15 protein-coding genes are annotated in these 18,569 nt (G+C 60.0%); 7 read left to right on the top strand and 8 right to left on the bottom strand.

What is annotated here, in order from left to right:
• On the top strand, positions 1-698 hold a 698-nt coding region (locus ACFO3S_RS12385; protein WP_378096051.1), incomplete at its 5' end, for an IS3 family transposase.
• Positions 699-1,264: 566 nt separating this feature from the next.
• Here the strand turns inward: ACFO3S_RS12385 and ACFO3S_RS12380 are convergent.
• A complete protein-coding gene (locus ACFO3S_RS12380; protein WP_378096048.1) occupies positions 1,265-1,852 on the bottom strand; it encodes a TetR/AcrR family transcriptional regulator in 588 nt (195 codons plus the stop codon).
• A 267-nt stretch (positions 1,853-2,119) separates the two neighbouring features.
• Here ACFO3S_RS12380 and ACFO3S_RS12375 point away from each other — a divergent pair, with 267 nt between their 5' ends.
• Positions 2,120-2,524 (top strand): DUF2231 domain-containing protein, encoded by a 405-nt coding sequence (locus tag ACFO3S_RS12375; RefSeq protein WP_378096045.1) that lies wholly within the window; start codon positions 2,120-2,122, stop codon positions 2,522-2,524.
• Between the two features lie 123 nt (positions 2,525-2,647).
• Positions 2,648-3,871, top strand: a complete 1,224-nt coding sequence (locus ACFO3S_RS12370; protein ID WP_378096043.1) for an MFS transporter — start codon at positions 2,648-2,650, stop codon at positions 3,869-3,871.
• A 156-nt stretch (positions 3,872-4,027) separates the two neighbouring features.
• On the opposite strand, the gene ACFO3S_RS12365 is transcribed toward ACFO3S_RS12370, so the two are convergent.
• Genes ACFO3S_RS12365 through ACFO3S_RS12345 form a run of 5 tightly spaced genes read right to left on the bottom strand, consistent with a single transcriptional unit; the run spans position 4,028 to position 10,555 of the window.
• On the bottom strand, positions 4,028-5,551 hold the full coding sequence (locus tag ACFO3S_RS12365) for an alpha-N-arabinofuranosidase (protein ID WP_378096040.1): 1,524 nt from the start codon (positions 5,549-5,551) through the stop codon (positions 4,028-4,030).
• A gap of 15 nt (positions 5,552-5,566) precedes the next feature.
• Positions 5,567-7,063 (bottom strand): FAD-dependent oxidoreductase, encoded by a 1,497-nt coding sequence (locus ACFO3S_RS12360; protein WP_378096037.1) that lies wholly within the window; start codon positions 7,061-7,063, stop codon positions 5,567-5,569.
• Positions 7,064-7,083: 20 nt separating this feature from the next.
• Positions 7,084-8,595, bottom strand: a complete 1,512-nt coding sequence (locus tag ACFO3S_RS12355; RefSeq protein WP_378096032.1) for an extracellular solute-binding protein — start codon at positions 8,593-8,595, stop codon at positions 7,084-7,086.
• A gap of 55 nt (positions 8,596-8,650) precedes the next feature.
• The gene (locus tag ACFO3S_RS12350; RefSeq protein WP_378096029.1) at positions 8,651-9,526 is read right to left on the bottom strand and encodes a carbohydrate ABC transporter permease; all 876 of its coding nucleotides are present in this window, start codon (positions 9,524-9,526) and stop codon (positions 8,651-8,653) included.
• A 39-nt stretch (positions 9,527-9,565) separates the two neighbouring features.
• A complete protein-coding gene (locus tag ACFO3S_RS12345; protein ID WP_378096026.1) occupies positions 9,566-10,555 on the bottom strand; it encodes an ABC transporter permease in 990 nt (329 codons plus the stop codon).
• Positions 10,556-10,779: 224 nt separating this feature from the next.
• Between ACFO3S_RS12345 and ACFO3S_RS12340 the strand changes: the two genes are divergently transcribed.
• Entirely contained in the window at positions 10,780-12,396 is a 1,617-nt protein-coding gene (locus ACFO3S_RS12340; protein WP_378096023.1) for a response regulator transcription factor, read from the top strand.
• Entirely contained in the window at positions 12,393-14,207 is a 1,815-nt protein-coding gene (locus ACFO3S_RS12335) for a cache domain-containing sensor histidine kinase (RefSeq protein ID WP_378096021.1), read from the top strand. Before ACFO3S_RS12340 ends, ACFO3S_RS12335 begins: the two co-directional genes overlap by 4 nt.
• Here the strand turns inward: ACFO3S_RS12335 and ACFO3S_RS12330 are convergent.
• On the bottom strand, positions 14,204-15,988 hold the full coding sequence (locus ACFO3S_RS12330) for an ATP-binding cassette domain-containing protein (protein WP_378096018.1): 1,785 nt from the start codon (positions 15,986-15,988) through the stop codon (positions 14,204-14,206). The two genes, ACFO3S_RS12335 and ACFO3S_RS12330, sit on opposite strands and share 4 nt — an antisense overlap.
• Positions 15,981-16,982 carry an energy-coupling factor ABC transporter ATP-binding protein gene (locus ACFO3S_RS12325; protein WP_378096015.1) on the bottom strand — a complete coding sequence of 334 codons (1,002 nt, stop codon included), beginning with the start codon at positions 16,980-16,982 and terminating at the stop codon, positions 15,981-15,983. The genes ACFO3S_RS12330 and ACFO3S_RS12325 overlap by 8 nt, the downstream gene beginning before the upstream one ends.
• A 100-nt stretch (positions 16,983-17,082) precedes the next feature.
• On the opposite strand from ACFO3S_RS12325, the gene ACFO3S_RS12320 reads away from it, so the two are divergent.
• Together ACFO3S_RS12320 and ACFO3S_RS12315 are read left to right on the top strand one after the other, a co-directional pair.
• A complete protein-coding gene (locus tag ACFO3S_RS12320; RefSeq protein WP_378096012.1) occupies positions 17,083-17,688 on the top strand; it encodes a biotin transporter BioY in 606 nt (201 codons plus the stop codon).
• 207 nt (positions 17,689-17,895) lie between these two features.
• Positions 17,896-18,498: a hypothetical protein gene (locus tag ACFO3S_RS12315; RefSeq protein WP_378096010.1), complete on the top strand. Its 603-nt coding sequence runs from the start codon at positions 17,896-17,898 to the stop codon at positions 18,496-18,498.
• Positions 18,499-18,569: the final 71 nt, after the last annotated feature.

Genomic DNA, 18,569 nt, shown 5'->3' with positions numbered 1-18,569 from the left:
AAAATTACGGTGCCCGGCGCATGCTGCTGGCGCTGTCGCAAATAGACATCCACACCAGCTACAGCACCGTCTATCGCCTCATGAAGAAGCACGGGCTGCTGCAGAAAGCGAAGCGTCACCCGAACGGCATTACACGCGAGGATGCCGCAGCTCAAAAGAGCGCGAACCTGATCCAAAGAGACTTCAGCGCCTCGGCACCGAACCAAAAGTGGCTATCGGATATCACCGAAGTGCCTTGTTCAGATGGCAAGCTCTATCTGTCCGCGGTGCTGGATTGTTACAACGGAGAGATCGTCGGCCTTGCCATGGACGACAACATGCGCAAGGAGCTCTGCATCCAAGCCTTTGAGAACGCGTGCAAGGCAAGAAACGCGCGCGGCATGATCTATCACAGCGATCGCGGCAGCCAATTCACAAGTCAGGCATTCCGAGCGTGTCTGGCTAAACACGGTGCCATTCAGAGCATGAGCGGCACAGGGCGCTGCTATGACAACGCAAGAATGGAAAGCTTCTTTGCTACGCTAAAGAAAGAAAAGCTGTACAAGATCAAAACCGAACACTACCCGATGGCGCAGATCAAATCGATCATCTTCAGATACATTATGGTCTACTACAACAGGCGGCGGATCTACACCACGAATCCAGGGGGCTGGCCCCCATCGATTTATCGTGAAAGAATGCTGTCACAAGCAGCCTAGCAACAGGATTTCTTCATGAGTGTGTTTTCAAACTGCACTTTTCTTGACAACTCCATTCCGATCTGAACTAGAACTAACCATCCACCAAGTCCAGATATGCCAAGTTGACTTTGTCCTAAATTATTTTCTTGAAGTTTTGTTTCCAACAAACACACTTCCCTCATTTTATGATTTGCATCGATATCGTATGGCGTTCTTGTATGCCGAATGGCCCCCGCGTGAATATTGTGTTATTCAAATGCTACATTTTTCCTTGCTTTATCCAAGACCAAATTCGATACGAACCAAACAATGCAACGAAAAGTACAAGAAGCAACATGAATACCCAAATGCCAAGTCGATTGAAATCTCTTAGACCATCTTCATTAATAAGTACAAAGGTTCCAAAACCTATGAAAAGAAAGTACATGAATACGTTTGGAATAATCCAGGCAATCCTGAGTTTAATGTTTTTATTGTTCAACATCTCCACCTCCATATGACGCTATCTTACGAGCTTTTGAGTAATCTGGTTGTCGTAAATTTACACCAAAGACCTCGACTTCATCGAAAAACCTGGACGTTTATTATTCCACCGAAGCCTGTATGCCCGGCAGCACCAGCGTGTGAAAAATCTGGTCCATCCTTGTCGTCGGATAAGGCATCTCATGGTCCAGCCACCAGTTTAGGAGTGACATGTACGCATTGGAAATATAGTATACCTGCATCTCAAGCGGCAGCGTGAACCGATGTGAACTCTCGAGCGCTTTCAACTGTTCTCTGACCAGCTCGCGAAATAGCTCCGTCATTTTTTCCTGGACCATGGCGCCGCTTTCCCTGCCGATAAAAGCCTGATACAGCCGATAATGTTCGCGGGCATGCTCCAACATAACCAAGCTGAACGGAAAGTACAAGTGCTGGGAGCTGACAGGCCGTTCGGACGAAAAGGGACGCTGCTCGGTCAGCATTTCCTTCAGCATTTGAAAGCCGTTGTACAGCAGATCGCGTTTGTCGTAGAAATGGGCGTAGAAGGTCGAACGGCCAACATTGGCCCGGTCGATAATGTCCTGGACGGTGATCGCCTCATAGCCTTTCTCCTGTATAAGCGACAGTAGCGCCTCATGCAGAAAATGCCGGGTACGGGACACCCTGCGATCCGCTTTTCTGATCTTCATAGCTCCCTCCTCTGTTTCTTGATAAGCATCACCATCATTGGTAGATTATATCAGATTCTGGATTTCTTCAACACAGACGTCTTGTTTCGCCTTCGCTCCTGTTTCCGAACAATGAACCGGCTTCTGTCCGATTCTGCACATATCCTCCCGCATTGGTTGTTGTATCCGGCACCCCCGCTTTTTATAATGAAATCGTTCTTCGCCTTGCCGACAAATACGTTGCCGGCAATCCGAAGGCTTTAGTTCGCGCACAGGAGGTTTGAAAGGATGTCCGATACACTTCACCCGGTTCTCTTGCATTTTCCCATCGTCATGCTGATTGTAGGGTCCGTCAGTTTATGGATTGCTGTCTGGAAGCCCGATTTTTACGGCCGAATGGCGAACGTCATGCTCGTTGGCGGAGTCATCGCGATGGTCCCGACGATGATTACCGGCATGAGAAGCACCGATTATGCGATTGAGGCCTTTCAAGCGGAAGAGGAACTGATTCTAACTCATCAAAATCTTTCGTTCGTCACGTTCGGCGTTTTTCTCGCACTCGTTATCCTCAAGCTGGCATTCAGAAAAAAGGCTGACCGGATCGTCACCGCCAGTCTGCTGGCCTTGTCCGTCATCGGAATCGTCATGCTGTTCGTCTCCAGCAATTACGGCGGACGCATTGTGTACGGTTAATGGAACCCTCTATCGGCAGCGGCCCTGTCGGTCCTTCTTCCCATCGTTCCGCGAATCCGTTAAAGTAAGAGAGAGCCTTGGCGCACTTCATAAAATCATCCGTCCAGGAGGACTTCCGCAACGATGCATCCGACACCCGAGTTGGCGAAGCCGCCACGACAGCGGCAGGACGAACCTTTCGTCCGAAGCAGGCACCTGATCTTCGCCGCCGCGACGATCCTGTATTGGACGACGCTCTATATTTATGTGCCGATCATGAGCCCCTATCTTCACGACCGCGGGCTGTCGATGGGCTGGATCGGCTTCATTCTCGGCAGCTACGGCATTACGCAGGTCCTCGCCCGCTTTCCGCTTGGCATCTATTCGGACGCTTTGACCCGGCGCAAGCCTTTTCTCATCATCGGCATGCTGGCGGGACTCGTCAGCTGCCTGTTTTTCCTGCTGCCCGGAACGTGGGGAGGTCCGCTGGCGGGTCGGCTGATGGCCGGCGTGAGCGCGGCGGCCTGGGTTCCCTTCACCGTGCTGTACGCGTCCTACTACCTGCCGAATCAGACGCATCAGGCGATGGGCATGCTCAGCTTCCTGACCGTATTCGGCCAGCTCGCGGGCATGAGCGCAAGCGGCTGGCTCGCTTCCGCCGGCGGCTGGGACAACGCCTTCCTGTGCGGGATCGGCGTCGCCGCAGTCGGCACCGTCGCAGCCTTCTTCGTCTACGAACCGCGGCCGAGCCAGCCGCTGCAGCCGAAGAGCGCTCCGATCTCCGTCGACCGAACGATCGTCGCGCGCGTGCTTCGCTCGCGGTTGCTCTGGCTCGTGTCGACGCTGTCCGTGCTGGCGCACGGCATTCTGTTCGTGACGATGTTCGGCTTCACGCCTCTGCAGGCGGTCGAGCTCGGCGCAAGCGAAGCGCAGCTCACCGGCATCGTCGTCTCGTTCATGGTTCCGCACGCGCTCGTCTCGCTGTGGAGCGGCCGCTATCTCGCGCCCCGCTTCGGCACGCGTCCGATCATGATCGCTGGCTTCCTGCTCGCCGCCGCCGCTACCGCCATTATCCCCTTCACTCAGAGCTTGGGCACTTTGGTGCTGACGCAAGCGGTTAACGGCGTCGCCCAAGCGATGTACTTCCCGCTCCTGCTCAGCCTGGCCATTCGCGGCTTCGCCGCCGCCGAGCGCGCGACCGCGATGGGACTGTATCAGTCCGTCTACGCGCTCGGCATGTTCCTAGGCCCGTACATCGCCGGCGGCCTCAACACCGTTGGCGGATTGCAAGCCGGCTTCCTGTTCGGCGCCTCGCTCGGCCTGCTCGGAGCCGTCATCGTCCTGGCGAGCAAGCGGCTTGCAGATTAGCGAAGCCTCCCGTTCCGCCTGGCGGCTTCCTAAGCACGCCACAGGCGTCCAACCTCCGGGAAGCGCATCCCGCGTCTCCGAAATTGCAAAAAAAATCGGCAAACCTGCGCGCTCCGCAGGATTGCCGATTTTCATTTCAGAAGTTACGCTAACTCTCTACTTCTTCTCCAGCCGAACCAGAACGATGCTGTGCGCCGGAACGCGCAGTCCTTTCTCCACCGCGACGGCTGCCCGCACATCAGGTACGACCCGCTCCGGCGCCTCCGCCGTGTTGGCCGCATGGATGTCCTCATGATGCAGCGCCCATACTTCGGCCGTCGAGGCGTAACCTTCCGGAAGCCCGAGCGTCACCTCGCACTCTTCCTCCAGATGGCGGTTCACCAGCGCGATGCGAAGGCTTCCGTCCTCGCCGATCACGCCTGCCGCATCGATATAGGGCGACAATACCGGCTGATGCTTTCTCGCCTGCTCCTCCCCGTAGCCCGGATGGCTCACCTGCGGCGCCGGCGTCAGCCGGGAAGGCGACTGCACCTCCACCCGCACGCTCTCTCCGACCATCCATTGCCGATACTGCTTGAACAGATGATACAGAGGCGTTTTGACGACGCGATCCTCCGTGACGTTCATGACGCCGTTTCCGTTCACGAGGAAAACGTAATTGGCCATGCCGACGGAAGGACTGAGCCGGATCATCGCATGAAACACGCCGGCGGCGAACAGCGCGTCCTGAAGATTGCGCGGACTGTTCCGATGAAGAGTATAACCGTCCTTGCCGGCCGGATCGGGCACATAGTGGCGAATGTTCCATTCGTCCAGCGAGATGCGAATCGTCCGCTCCAGCTTCATCCGGCTTAGCGTCGTCTCGATCGTGTTTCTCATCTTGCGCATCTGGTTCTCGAAATAGACCGGCGTGTACACGATCGGATAATACTCGGCGTCGCTTTCCCGGTCGACCGAGCAGCCATACAGATGAATGGTCAAATAGCTGAGATGCTCAGCCGCCGCTTCCACCGCCTTACGATCCCAATCCGGATCGTTGCCTTCGTTCGAGCCGACGCCGAGCAGCTCCAGTCCCGCGTCGTACTTTTTGACGAACTGCGCCCAGTTCGCAAGCTTCGCCGCGTATTCGTCGGCGTCAAGCCGGCCGGCCTCCCAGGAGCCCCACGTCTCGTTGCCGATTCCCCACAGCTTGACGCCGTAAGGCTCGTCGCGTCCGTTCTCCTTCCGCCACCGGGCGTCCGCGGTATCCGTTCCGTTGCAGTAATCGATCCACCGCAGCGCGTCGACCAGCGTTCCCGTTCCCAGATTCACGTTGACATAAGGCTCGGCTCCGACCTGCTCGCACCATTCCAGAAACTCGTCCGTGCCGAACGCATTCGACTCCAGCCCGCCCCAATGCCAGTTCGGACGCGTCGGCCGGCTCTCCCTCGGCCCGACGCCGTCCTTCCAGTCGTACAGGTCGACGAAGCAGCCTCCCGGCCAGCGAATGACCGGAACGCCCAGCTCCCGCGCCGCCTCCGTCACGTCTTGTCGCAGCCCGTGCCTGTCCGACAGAGGCGAATTCCCGTCCCAGACGCCAGGGTACATGCAGTTGCCCAGATGCTCAAAATATTGTCCGTAGAGATAGGGGCTGACCTGCCCCAATCGTTCGTCCTTGTCGACGACAATGCCCGCTTTCATGCCGCAATCCCCCTTCTAGCTTCCGCTCCGCCCCGCGAACGGGTTATGATGGCTGGCCGCGCTTCCGGACCCTTCCGTCTTCGTCAGACGCAGGCCTTCGTCCACGACCTTCTCCACGCCGTCCGCTTCCATTAAATACTGTCCCTGCTTCACGAGCAGCCTGCGGACCTCCGCCGCCGACACGTCCCGGACGCCTATGCCCCCGCTCGCCGCCAACGCGGCCGCCGTTCCCGCTCCTTGACCGATGCCCATCGCCGTCGCCATGACCCGCACCGATCCGAATGCGTTATGCGTCGCCGAGACGCAGCGGCCGGCTACGAGCAGATTGTCCACGCCTTGCGGCAGCAAGCTGCGGTACGGGATTTCGTACACCGCCTTGCCCGAGCCGGTGAACACCTGCTGCTCGCCCTCGGGCGGATGAATGTCGATGGCGAACGTCCCGCACGCAATGCCGTCCGCGAACGCCCGGCTGCTTAGCACATCCTCCTCGGTCATCGTATAGTCGCCGACGATATGACGCGTCTCCCTCACGCCTACCTGCACGCCCGTGTCGAGCACGTATGCGCGCTCGAAGCCTCCGATGTTCCGCTTCATAAACTCGGTGACCGCCCAAGCCTGATGTCTCGTCTCGATCTCGGCCCGCGTCAAATCCCGCACGTTCGTGCCGTCGATGCCCTGAAGCCTCGTGCAGTTGACCGCGAACTGTCCTTCCCGCGGCAGCTCGTACATGAGAATCCGGGGAGCGGCGTCCTTCGGATATTCTCCGCGCTCCACCGCAGCCTGAATGATCTCCTTCATCCCGAGAAAAGCAAGCGCGCTCTGCGAATCGATCTCCTCGTCGGTCGGCGAATCCTTGAGCAGTTGCCTGTTATCCTTCATCCACGCCTTTAACCTTCCCACATCGACGCCGGCCACCCGGTAAAACAGCGTAACCGGCTGCATCGCGCCGTCGGATTCCCGTCCTTTCACGAACGGGGCTCCGACTCTGGCCGCCACGTCGGCGTCCGCCGAGCAGTCGATCACCACCGACGCTCGGATCGCCTGCCGACCGGACTTGTTCTCGACGATGACGCCGGTCACCTTCCCGTCCTCGGCATACGCATCGGCGAACACCGAATGCAGCATCAGATCGACGCCCGCCTCGCGCAGCATTTCGAACAGCACCAGCTTCATACCTTCCGGGTCGAAGGGCGACATTGAAGCGTTATCGAACGTCAGGTCGGTCACATGGCCCGGAGAGGCCGTTTTGGCCACCAGCCGTTCGACCACCTCGCCGGCAATTCCCCGGATGACCTGATTGCCGTTCACGTCGTGGAAAGTGAACATCGGATTCACCATCGCCACCGTCAGATTGCCTCCGACGAATCCGTAGCGCTCGACGAGCAGCACCTTGGCGCCGTTCCTCGCCGCGGCCACCGCCGCTCCGATTCCGGCCGGCCCTCCGCCAACGACCAGCACGTCCGGCTCCGCGACGACCGGAACGCTTCGAGCCGGTTCTACAATCGATTTCATGCTCCCGCTCCCACCTGTCTTTATTTTTTTGTCGTGACGTACCACTCGTTAACCGCCTTCAACACTTCGCCGCCTCCGGCCGACTCCCAGCCGCTCAGGAACTTGTCGAACTCTTCGATCTTCTCCCCGCTCAGCAGCACCTGCAGGAAATAGTCGTTCTCCCTTTGGGTCAGACTCGGCAGGTTTTTGCCGACCGCCTCGATCGGCGGCATGAACGCGATCGGATTGCGCTTCGCATAGGTGTCGAAATCCTTGTTGAGCTCGTTGAAAGCCTCGAACAGCGTCGGGGTGCGGCGAAGACGCGCCAGCCACATGTCGGCGTATTCCACCTCGCGAATGCCGTTCAGGAAGAAGTAGGCGCTGCCTCTCTGCTCCGTGAACGTCGGCATGATCGGGCTGTAGACGCCGTTCTCCTCCGTGAAGGTCACGCCCTCCTCGCCGAGCGTCAGGAATGTGAAGTTATTTTTCTCCAGCTTCAGATTCATGAACTTGATCGCGTCCTCGGCATTTTTCGAAGATTTCGGAATGGCATGGACGTAGAGCAGCTTGTCGGCCATCTCGACCCCGGACGAACCGTCGGGCCCTTTCAGCGGAGGCATGTAGCCCATCCGGCCTTCCGGAACGTTCGTCTTGAACGCGTCATGAATTCCCGAAGCCATGTTCCAGTCGCCCGAGATCATCGCCGCCTTGCCGCCGACGAACTTCTCCTGCGACTGCGCCGATTTGTTGATCGGCCAATCCTTGTCGAGCAGACCCTCGTCGAACAGCTTTTTCATGAACGTCATATATTCCTTCATCTCCGGCCGCTTAATTCTCGGCAAGAGCTGGCCGCTCTCGTCTTCCGCCCATCCCGTGTACAGGCCGAACGCGCTCAGCACCATCGGCACGTTCATACCCGCCCCCGTCAGCGGAATCATGTCCGGCTTCTTCTGCTTGATCGCCAGCAGCGTCTCATAGAACTCGTCCAGCGTTTCCGGCATTTCCAAGCCAAGCTCGTCCATGACGTCCTGACGGACGATCATCGTCTGCTCGATATTGGGCCGTTCGTTTTTCTGCGGAATGCCGTACAGCTCGCCATTGTACTTGCCAAGCTCCCAGGAAGCCTCCGAGATCGCCTCCTTCATGTTCGCGCCGTGCTTGTCCACTAGTTCCCCGATCGGCTGAAGCGCCCCTTGGGCCACCAGCGTATGGAACTGCGTAGGCGTCAGCGACAAAATATCGTAGTTGGCGCCGGACGCGATCTCGATATTCAGCTTTTCCTCGGGATTATCCTTCGGCAGCAGCGTGTAGCTGATCTTGTAGCCCGTCGTCTCTTCGATGTCTTTCGCGACGGGCTCGGCATTCGGATCGAAGCCGACGTTGAACGCCAGCACCTTCAAGCTCGGCTTCCCTCCGGTCGCCGACGCGGATTCCGTTGCCCCCGCTCCCGATTCGCCGGCCGCCGGCCCGCTTCCCCCGGAGCATGCCGTCAGCAGCAGTGCCGCCGCTGTCGCGATCATTCCCGCTTTCATCCATTTGTGACGTCCCCACATTGCGATGTGGCCTCCCTTTTCGATAACGTTTTTTAATGAACCGCTTCTCTCCACCCTAGCCTTTCACCGATCCCAGCGTCATCCCCGTTACAAAATAGCGCTGCAGAAACGGATAGACGAGCAGAATCGGCACGATCGAGGAGATGACGGCGGCTGCCCGGAATCCCTCCGGGGCCATGCTGAGCCGGACCGAATCCGGCTGCTCCTGTAGCAGCTCCTCCGTGTTCGCGATCGTATCGAACAGAAAAAGCTGCAGCGGCTTGAGATCGATCGAGTTGACGTAGATCAGCGGGTGAAAATAATTGTTCCAATAACCGACCGCGTAGAAAATACTCAAAGTCGCGATCACCGGCAGCGAGATCGGCAGCACGATCCGCAGCAGAATCCGGAAGTTCGACGCGCCGTCGATTTTCGCCGACTCCTCGATGCTTTCGGGAATCCCTTCGAAAAACGTTTTGCATACGAACAGATTAAACGGCACGACGAGCAGCGGCACGATCATCGCCCACATCGTATCGAGCAGCCCCAGCTCCTTCATCAGCATGTAGCCGGGAATGATGCCGCCATAGAACAGCATGCTGAACACATACAGCAGCAGAATCGCCTTGCGGCCTTTGAATTCGGGCTTCGAGAGCGGATACGCCGCGAGCACCGTGATCGTCATGCTCAGTGCCGTACCGATCGCCGTCACCAGCGCCGTCACCTTCAGCGCGTCGAGAAACCGCGTATGCTCGAACACGAAGCGGAACGCCCCTCCGTGCAGGCCGATCGGATAGAACGTCACCCGATTGCCCATGACGGACGCCTGGTCGCTGAGCGACTTGGCCAGCACGTGCAGGAAGGGCAGCAGGCAGATGAGCCCGACCGCGACGAGCAGAGCCGTATTCAGCGTGTCGAACGCTCTGTCCGACCGATTGCGAATGTTGTTCATCGTTTACACCTTCACCTTCTCCGCTTGCTGTCTCCGGTTCTACCAGATGCTTTTCCCCAGATAACGCCGGCTGAGCTGATTGCTGGAGAAGATCAGAAGAAACGCGACGACCGACTCGAACAGACCGAGCGCTGTCGACAGACTGAAATCCATTTTGCCCAGACCGATCCGGTAGACGAACGTCTGAATGATGTCCGCAACGTCGTAGACCGCCGGATTGTACATGACCAGCACCTGCTCGAAGCCGGCGTTCAAGATTTGTCCCAGCCGCAAAATAAAGACGAGCAGAATGACCGGAACGATGCCGGGAATCGTAATGTGCCAGATCCGCTTAAACCTGCCCGCCCCGTCCATGACCGCCGCCTCCTGCTGCTGCGGATCGATCGCCGTCATCGCCGCCAGAAACAGAATCGTGTTCCAGCCGCTCTCCTTCCAGCCCTCCGTAAACACAAGCAGCGAGCGGAACCATGAGGAATCCGAGAAAAAGCTGATGCTTCGGATTCCGAACGCCTCCAGCGCCTGGTTGATCATCCCGTAGGAGCCGAACAGCGAATAGAACAAGCCAAAAATAATGACCCACGACAAAAAGTGCGGCAAGTACACGATCGTCTGCACCCAGCGTTTCATCCAGCGGATGCGCAGCTCGTTCAACATGACGGCGATCAGGATCGGAACCGGAAAGAGAAACACCAGCTTGTACAGGCTGATGATCAACGTATTGCTGATGACCCTGAGGAAAGCCTCGTCCTCCATAATCCGGTTAAAATGCTTCATGCCGACCCACGGACTGCGAAGAATCGAGTCGACGATATTGTCGCCGGCGAACAGATTGAAATCCTTAAAAGCTATCGTCAGACCGAGCAGCGGCGCGAATTTGTACACGATCAGGAAAATCAGACCCGGAACGGACATGAGATACAGATCGTAATTCATCCGAAAATAGCGCCAGAATCGATTGCGGTCCGGTTTGACGCGGCCCCCCTCCGGCGAGGCGGGCAGCCGCGCAAGCGTCGCTTCGGACTCCTTCATCGCCTTTCATCCTCTCCCTGATTCGCGACGCCGCCGCCCGCGGAACGGCGGCTCGCATTCGAAAAAAGGTTTACACCCTTTTCGAATTCGCCTTACAATGGGGTTGCGCTTAGTTTCCCCTGAAGCAATTGTAACCGCTCTCCTGTTCGGGTTTATAGGGGAGCGGATTACGATTTTACGGTGCTGCTGTATAGTTTTCGACTTCAATTCGGGGGGACTTTAACATGTACAAGCTCTTTATCGTCGATGACGAAAGCTCGGTCCGGTCCGGCCTGCGGGAATGCGTCGACTGGAACGCCTTCGGCATCGAAGTGGCCGGAGAAGCCGAGGACGGGGAGATCGCCTTGCAGGCGATTCTCGCGGCGAAGGACGTCCGTATCGTGCTGACCGACGTGCGGATGCCGCATATGGACGGCATCGCGCTGGCTCAGCGGCTCGCGGAGGCGGAGCATCCGGCGAAAATCGTATTCGTAAGCGGGTACGGAGATTTGGACTATTTGAAAATGGCGATCAAGCTGGACGCGGTCGATTATTTGCTGAAGCCGGTTCGCCTGCACGAGCTAAGCGAGCTGATCGGCCGGGTCGTGCGCAAGCTCGACGAGGAGGAAGCGGACCGCGACCGTCTTAACGGGCTGAGAATCAAGCTGAACCAGAGCATTCCGCTGCTGCGCGAACGGCATCTGACCGCCCTTGTGCTGGACGGCGTTCAGGATTCGGAGGCTTTGCGCGACCGGTTCGCGTTCCTTGGCATCCGGCTGCCGGTGGACGAGATCCGGTTGAGCGTATTCGCCGTCCGAATCGACGACTACGCGCAGACGTTCGGGGCCGTGCCGGAGAAGGAGCGGCAGCTTCGATCGTTCGTCCTGCTTAACGTGTGCGAGGACCTTATGAACGCCGTCGGAGCAGGGCATGCTTTCGAGGTTCGCCCTGGGGAATACGCCGGCATCGTTCGGCTCGATTCCGATTCCGACGAAGACGGCCTGTTCGCGTTCATCGGGAAGATCAAGGAGCAGATCAACCGGCTGCTCAGACTGAACGTGACGATCGGCGTCGGTCCGACCGCCGAAAGCTGGGAGGCGCTGCCGGAAGCCTACCGCTTGGCCTCCCAGGCGGCGGAGCATAAATGGTACTTGGGCAAAAACAACGTCATCACGATGGACGTCCTGGCGGGCAGCGCCGTCCCCGTTCATCCTTCTCGCGGCGGAGGCGACGCCCGGGAGATCGCCGCCCTGCTCCGAAGTCCGGATTGGGACGCCGTGCGGGCCGCGGCGGAAGAGATGCTGTCCGCCGGAGAACGCGCCGACGGCGTCGTACGGTCGAGAATCGCCTGCGCCCGCCTGCTGGCCGTATGCTCCGAGCTGCGGCTCGAGCTGGGTCTGCCGGGCGACCGGCTCGAGGAGAGCGAGCTGCGGCTGTGGACCGCGATCTCGGCCAGCGAGACGATGTCCGAGCTTCGCGAATCCGTCCTCTCCCATCTGAGGCTGGTCTTCGGTGAAATCTCCGCCAAGCGGGAGAAAAAAACGCACAACGTCGTCGCCCAAATCCGGCGGTATATCGAGGAGCATTACGCGGAGGAGCTGACGAACGCGCGGATCGCCTCGTCCGTGTATTTGACAACGACCTATGTCTGCCTGCTGTTTAAGCAGGAGACGGGCATGACCTTGAACGATTACGTCATCGAGACGAGAATCGCGCAGGCGAAGCGTCTGCTGGCCGATCCGGCGAACAGGCTGTACGACGTCTGCTATGCCGTCGGGTACAAGGATCCGGGCTACTTCGGCAAGCTGTTCAAGAAGATGACGGGCTATACGCCGGGCGAATTCCGGGAGAGAGGGCTATGAACGGGTGGAGAAGGCTGCGGGGCTACTTGAGGGCTTTTTTCGGGGCCAACATCACGAAAAAAGCGATCGTGCTCTACATTGCGCTAATCCTGCTGCCGGGATGCCTGCTGTTTTACGCGTATTATCGGCAGACGTCCGCCATTATTGAGCGGGATATGAGCGAATCGATGCTGCAGACGCTGAACCAGGCGCAATACAACATCTCGAACGTGCTCGACAGCGTCTCCAGCGTCTCCGACAGCCTGCTCTCTAACGAAGTCATCGCCGAGTATTTGAGCGGGGCCGATCGTCCGGCGCACGAGCAGCTCAAGGAATTCCAGACGCTAGAGAAGCTGCTGGCAAGCGCGGAGCGCAATCGCGGCATCCACCGGATTCGTCTGTTCGTCGACCCGAAGCTGACCTACTCCCGGGAAAATCTTCATTTCTTCTCCATGGATCGGCTTGATCGCGGCTCCTCTTGGTACCGGAGCATGCTCGCCCGCAACGGAGCGAACGATTGGCGGGGCGCTTACAAGCAAGCGTACTTAGGGGAGGAGGAGGCGGATATCGTATCGGCTGTCCGCATGATCCATGACCCGCTCCGATACGGCTCCGTCATCGGGGTGCTGAGCGTGGACATTAAGGCGGATTGGCTTCAGGATATCGTGAGGAGAGTGTCCCTCACCCCTTCTCAGGAAGTGTTCATCGTAGATAGGGAGCGGCGCATCGTCTCCCATCCGGACACGGCCAAGCTCGGCTCGACGGCCGCTCTCGACGAGAGCCGGACGGAGCAGATGGCCTCCGCCTCCGAAGGCAGCTTCCACGAGGAAAAGGGCGCCTACTCCTACTTGTTTCGACGGATTCCGGATACCGACTGGACGCTGGTCGCCAAGCTGCCGACCTCGGAGCTGTCCGGAGAGAGCGTCGTGCTGACGAAAATGTCCGCCGTGCTGCTGCTCGGCATCGTCTCCGTCGTCTTTATATTCATTCTCGTTCTCGCCTTCGCGGCAGTGGCGGAAAGTCTGAGCAAGCGCATTCGCGATATGATCCGCCGCTTGAGAGCCGAAGGGGCCGACCAGTTCGACGGCAGCCTCCCGCAAACCAAGGGCGATCTGAGGCAGCTCGAAAGCGCGATCTCCCGCATGGTACAGACCGTTCACGATCTGACCGCGCAGTCCTACCGCTCCAAGCTGCACGAGCGGGACGCCCAGCTCAAGGCGCTTCAGGCGCAGATCGATCCGCATTTTCTGTACAACACGCTGGACAGCATGAACTGGATGGCCGTTCGCCGCGGCGCCGGAGAGATCAGCGACATGATCGAGGCGCTCTCCACCTACTTCCGACTGAGCCTGAACAAGGGACGGGACGCCGTGACGCTGGCGGAAGAGCTCCAGTTGATCCGCTCGTACGTGCACATTCATAATACCCGCGACGACAGCGGCATCCGGATGCGGTACGATGTCGACGAGGCGGCTATGGCGTGCCGGCTGCCGAAGATGAGCCTGCAGCCGATCGTCGAGAACGCCGTTCTTCACGGCATCTATCAGAAAAGACCCAAGCACGGCGCGATCTCCATCTCGGCCCGGCTGGAAGGGGCCTGGCTTCTGATCGAGGTGGCCGACGACGGCGTCGGCATTCCGCCGGAGCGTCTGGAGCGCTCGCTGTCTCCTGCCGCCGGTACGGAAGCAGAAAGCTTCGGCCTGTATAACGTGCACGAGAGAATCCGCTTGTTCTCCCACGATTATGCCTCCGGGCTGTCGATCGCTTCAGAGCCGGGCCGAGGAACGACCGTCACGCTTAAGATCAAGCCGGACAACGACTCGCCTAGCTAGAGACGGAAGACCGCCCACAGCCCTGCCGCGAGCAGCAGCGCGCCCGTCGCCAGTGCGTAGTCCCGGGCGCGCCAGCTCAGCCGCTGCGCCCGGGTAGGGGTGTTCGTTCCGCCCACGCCCCGGCTCTCCAGCGCCAGCGCCACCTCGTCTCCGAGCCGGAACAGCGCGAGCAGGAACGGCAAAGCGGTATCGCGCAGCTTGCGGCCGAACGCGACCGGCCCCCGGGCCAGCGTTTTCCCGCGGGCCCGGATGATTTTCGCGAAGCGTTCCCACAGCTCCAGCAGCACCGGCACGAACCGCATAATCAGCGCGACCGCCAAAATTCCTCTTTGCGCCCATTCCGGGCTTTTGCCGCCGATCGAAGCCATCTGCTCCAGCGACCTTCTCAGCGACAGCGGCGACATGACGAGCGGAATCGCCAGCCCGAGCAGCAATATGAGCATCGTACGGCCGAACGTAAACAGCGTATCCGCGAAAGCCTCGCCCCGCACCGCCCACTCGCCTCCGGCTCCGGAAGCGAAGATCGCCGACGTCGCCACCGAGAACACCGCATAGTTCGCGATCAGCGCCCGCCAGCGCCGCAGCGATATGCGGCCGGCAAGCAGCAGCGCGCCTACCAAAACCGCCCCGACCGCAAGTCCGAGCCAATCTGTGAGCGCGAACAGCCCGAAGCTGATCAGCGCATACGCCAGCCATACCGACCTCGGATCGAAGCCTGTCAGACGGTGCCCGGATGCGGCAGCCCTCCCCCGGCGCTTCGGACGACCGTCCTTCTCTCGCTCGCCCGCTTCCTGCCGGGTATGACTGGCCCACTCTCGGGCATCTGTTTCCTGCCGGGTACGGCTGGCCCACTCTCGGGCGTCTGTTTCCTGACGCATTCCGCCGGCCTCCCAGCGCTCCGGCTGCCAGGCGGCCGCCGCTGCCGCCGGATCCAACGCCAGCCCGGCGGGGACACCGCTCCGCCAAAGCCGGTGAGCGGCCTGCAGCCAGGCCGGAACTCGCATGCCCGCTTCCGCCAGCCATTCGGGATGCCGGATCAGCTCCTCCCGGCCGCACAGCCGCAGCGTGCCCCGCGCATCCAGCAGCAGCGCTTCATCGGCAAGCGGCAGAGCCCAATCCGAGTCGTGCGAGACGAGCAGAATTCCTCGGCCTTCGGCTCGCAGCTCCTGCAGCCGGCGCGCGATCGTCCGGTGTCCTTCCCCGTCCAGTCCCGCCGTCGGCTCGTCGAGCAGCAGCCACGGCGCCGGCGCCGAGAACACCGCCGCCAGCGCCGCCCGCCGCCTCTCTCCGCCGCTCATTAAGTAAGGATCGCGCGCCAGCCACTCCTCGCTCTCCCAGTCCACCGCGAGCAAAGCCGCCTTGCGGCGCAGCTCGCCTTCCTCCTTCGCCAAACCGTAGGGGCGCAAGGAATAGTCAAGCTCGTCGCCGACGCTTCTGGCGAACAGCCCCTCTTCCGGAGACTGGCTCGCGTAACTGTAGCGAAGCAGCGCCTGTTCGCTTAAGCGAAGCTTGCGCTGCCGAATGCGGCCTCGCCGCCAGAGCCGATCCGAGCCGTAGCCGGCCAGCACGCCTTCCGGCGGCCTAAGGCCGGCGATCTTCTCCAGCAGCGTCGACTTGCCTGCGCCGTTCGCGCCCATTAGCAGCACGATCGAAGCCGGCGCCAGCGTCAAGCCTTCCGAGCGCCACGTCTCCGCTCCTTCGGCTCCCCGCCTCCACCGGATGCCGTCCAAGCGGAGCGGTATCGTCATCGACCTGTCGGAAGCCGCGATTTGTTTACTCATTTTCCGCCTGCCCCCATACCTTCTGCCATTCCCGCTCCGTCACCGGCAGCGGGTCGCTCAGCTTCCCCCGTTTTCTCAGCTCCAACGCCAGCTCCATTAAATAGGGCAATCTCAACCCCGCCCTGAGGCAAGGGGATAATGGCCCCACGTTCCCCGAAGCGTCCCCAAGCCCTCTCCCCGGAACGGGGGCGCCGCCCGGAACCGAAGCGCCTTCGAGGGCCGGACCGTACAGAAACTCCCGGCCTCTGCCGTCGAACACGATGCGGCCTTCCCCGACGGCGACGACGCGGTCGTCCGGTCCGAGCTCATCCAACCGCTGGGTCACCCAGACGACGGCGGCGCCGCTCGAATGCAGCTCTCTCGCCCTGCGCAGAACCGCGTCCCGATTGTCCTCGTCCAGCATCGAAGTCGCTTCGTCCAGCACGAGAAGCGGCCAAGGGTAAGCTGTTGCCGCCGCAACCGCCGCCATCTGCTGCTGGCCTCCGGACAGCCGTTCCCACGGCTCGTCCGCCAGAGCGGCCAAGCCTGCCCGATGCAACGCCTCGTCCGCAAGCCGAACGATCTCGCCGGAAGGGACGCCTCGCCATTCCAGTGCGAATACGGCCTCCTCTCGAGGCGTTTCCCCGAACAGCTGGGCCTTCGGCTGCTGCAGCACGATCGGGCTGACCCCGCTGCCTGCAAAGCCTCGCCGTACGGCTCCGCTCATGCGATCGAGCGGAAGGCCGGCCAGAAGCTTGGCCAAAGTCGACTTGCCGCTTCCGTTGACGCCGACGACGGTTAACCACTCTCCCGCCGACAGCGTCAACGTCGCCTCCTTCAGCCTGAAGGCCGATTCGGCGGCGGATTCCTCCCCGCCGCCGACCGTCACGCCATCCAGCTCTAGAGGCCCTTCCTTTCCGCTCAGTTGACCGTCAAGCCCGCTCCCGACGCCGGACACGGCCGCAACCGATGCCGCATGTCCGACCGAAGCGAGCGGTTCTGCTTGATTCCCCATATGCGTAATTCCCTCTTTTCAATCGGGACGTCCCATGCTACAATCACCATTGTTAACCAACCACACGAATACAGGTTAACATTTAGGAGGCTTTTTGACAATGTCGAATTCTACCCCTTCGCGGATACGGGGAATCGTCTTCATCTCCCTGTTCGGCGCATTATTCATCGCAGGCAGCTTCATCAAGATCAATCTGGGGTTCACGCCGGTTCCGATTTCTCTTCAGCAATTCGCTATCATGCTGGCAGGAGGCTTGCTCGGCGCCGTTTACGGGTTCTGGAGCATTTTTCTCGTCGTCGGCCTGACCGCGATCGGTCTCCCGCTGATGAACGGCTCCGGAGGCATCGCCCAGATGACCGGACCTACCGGCGGATTTATTTGGATGTTCCCGGTATCAGCCTTCCTCGTCGGCTGGACGACCGACCGGATCTACGGATCGGCGAGAAAAATCGGCCGCTCCCGCCAGCTCCTGCTGCTGATCGCCATGTTCGCCTTCGGCTCCCTCATCATGTACATAACCGGCGTGCCCTGGCTCGCACATGTCGTGGACAGCGAGAAGTACGACACGATCGCCGGCGCCCTGCGCGCGGGGATGTACCCGTATTTGCCGGGGGATGCGATCAAGGCGGTTGCAGCTACCTTGGTCATCGTCGCGCTTCGTCCCGTGCTGCCGCTTATACGTCCCGCCAGCCGAATCCGGCGCTAACGAATACGGAGCTAGCCGAGCACCGTGCTAGCCAAACACGGAGCTAGCCGGCCGCCCCGCCTCGACTTCCGGAACTCTCTGCCGCTCCCTGGGCGGTAGGGAGTTCTTTGGCCGGTTTCAGGACGATGGTACAAACAGGCCGTTCCTTCTGCGCATACAGTGAAAGGATTCATTAGTTTTCTTGTCCTGAAGGAGCGTGCCTTACCTATGGCCACCGGTCGTCTCGATTTATTTATCGCCAAGCTGCCCCCTCATACCGTCGTCCTGACCTTGAATTGCTCGGAGATGGCCTCCGAGCTGCTGACGATCCCCCGCACTGCGAAACTGACGTTAAAACGCGGCAGCATCAAACAGCCGATTCAGCTGCAATTTCTCGAGGGACGGGAATGCTTCGCGGACTTCATGGAGATGAACTATGCTCTCGCCCGCCAATTCAAGCTTACCGCTCTGCGCAGATACGCGCTTACTTACAATCCGAGCGACCAATCGCTGACGATCTCCCCGTCTCCGCTCAGCGAGACGGTCGCTTCACTCGCTTCCGGACCTGTTGCCGCCGGGGCGCTTTCCGTCGGCTACGAGCTGCTGTCCCGGCTCGGCATTCCCGAGCGTCAGGGCTCGATCGTCACCGTCCGAAGCGGCAAGCATCTTGCCAAGCTCCGTCTGCATGTCCCGGCCAACCTGTCGGACGATCGGCTCCGATTATCCGCGCAATGGCTGCAGAAGTGGAAGCTCGCCTCCAACCACCGCTATACGCTGCAGTTCGATCAACGCACCGCCACGCTGAGCATCGCCCCCGCATCAACCCGCTGATCGCTGGCGGGCCCTCGTCCGTTATTGACCTGCAGCTGCCCGAACAGCCCAAAAGACCGCGCCAGAGGCGC

Source organism: Cohnella hongkongensis (assembly GCF_042654645.1).
In the GTDB taxonomy this organism is placed as follows: domain Bacteria; phylum Bacillota; class Bacilli; order Paenibacillales; family Paenibacillaceae; genus Cohnella; species Cohnella hongkongensis.
This window is presented reverse-complemented; position numbering and strand designations above follow the sequence as displayed.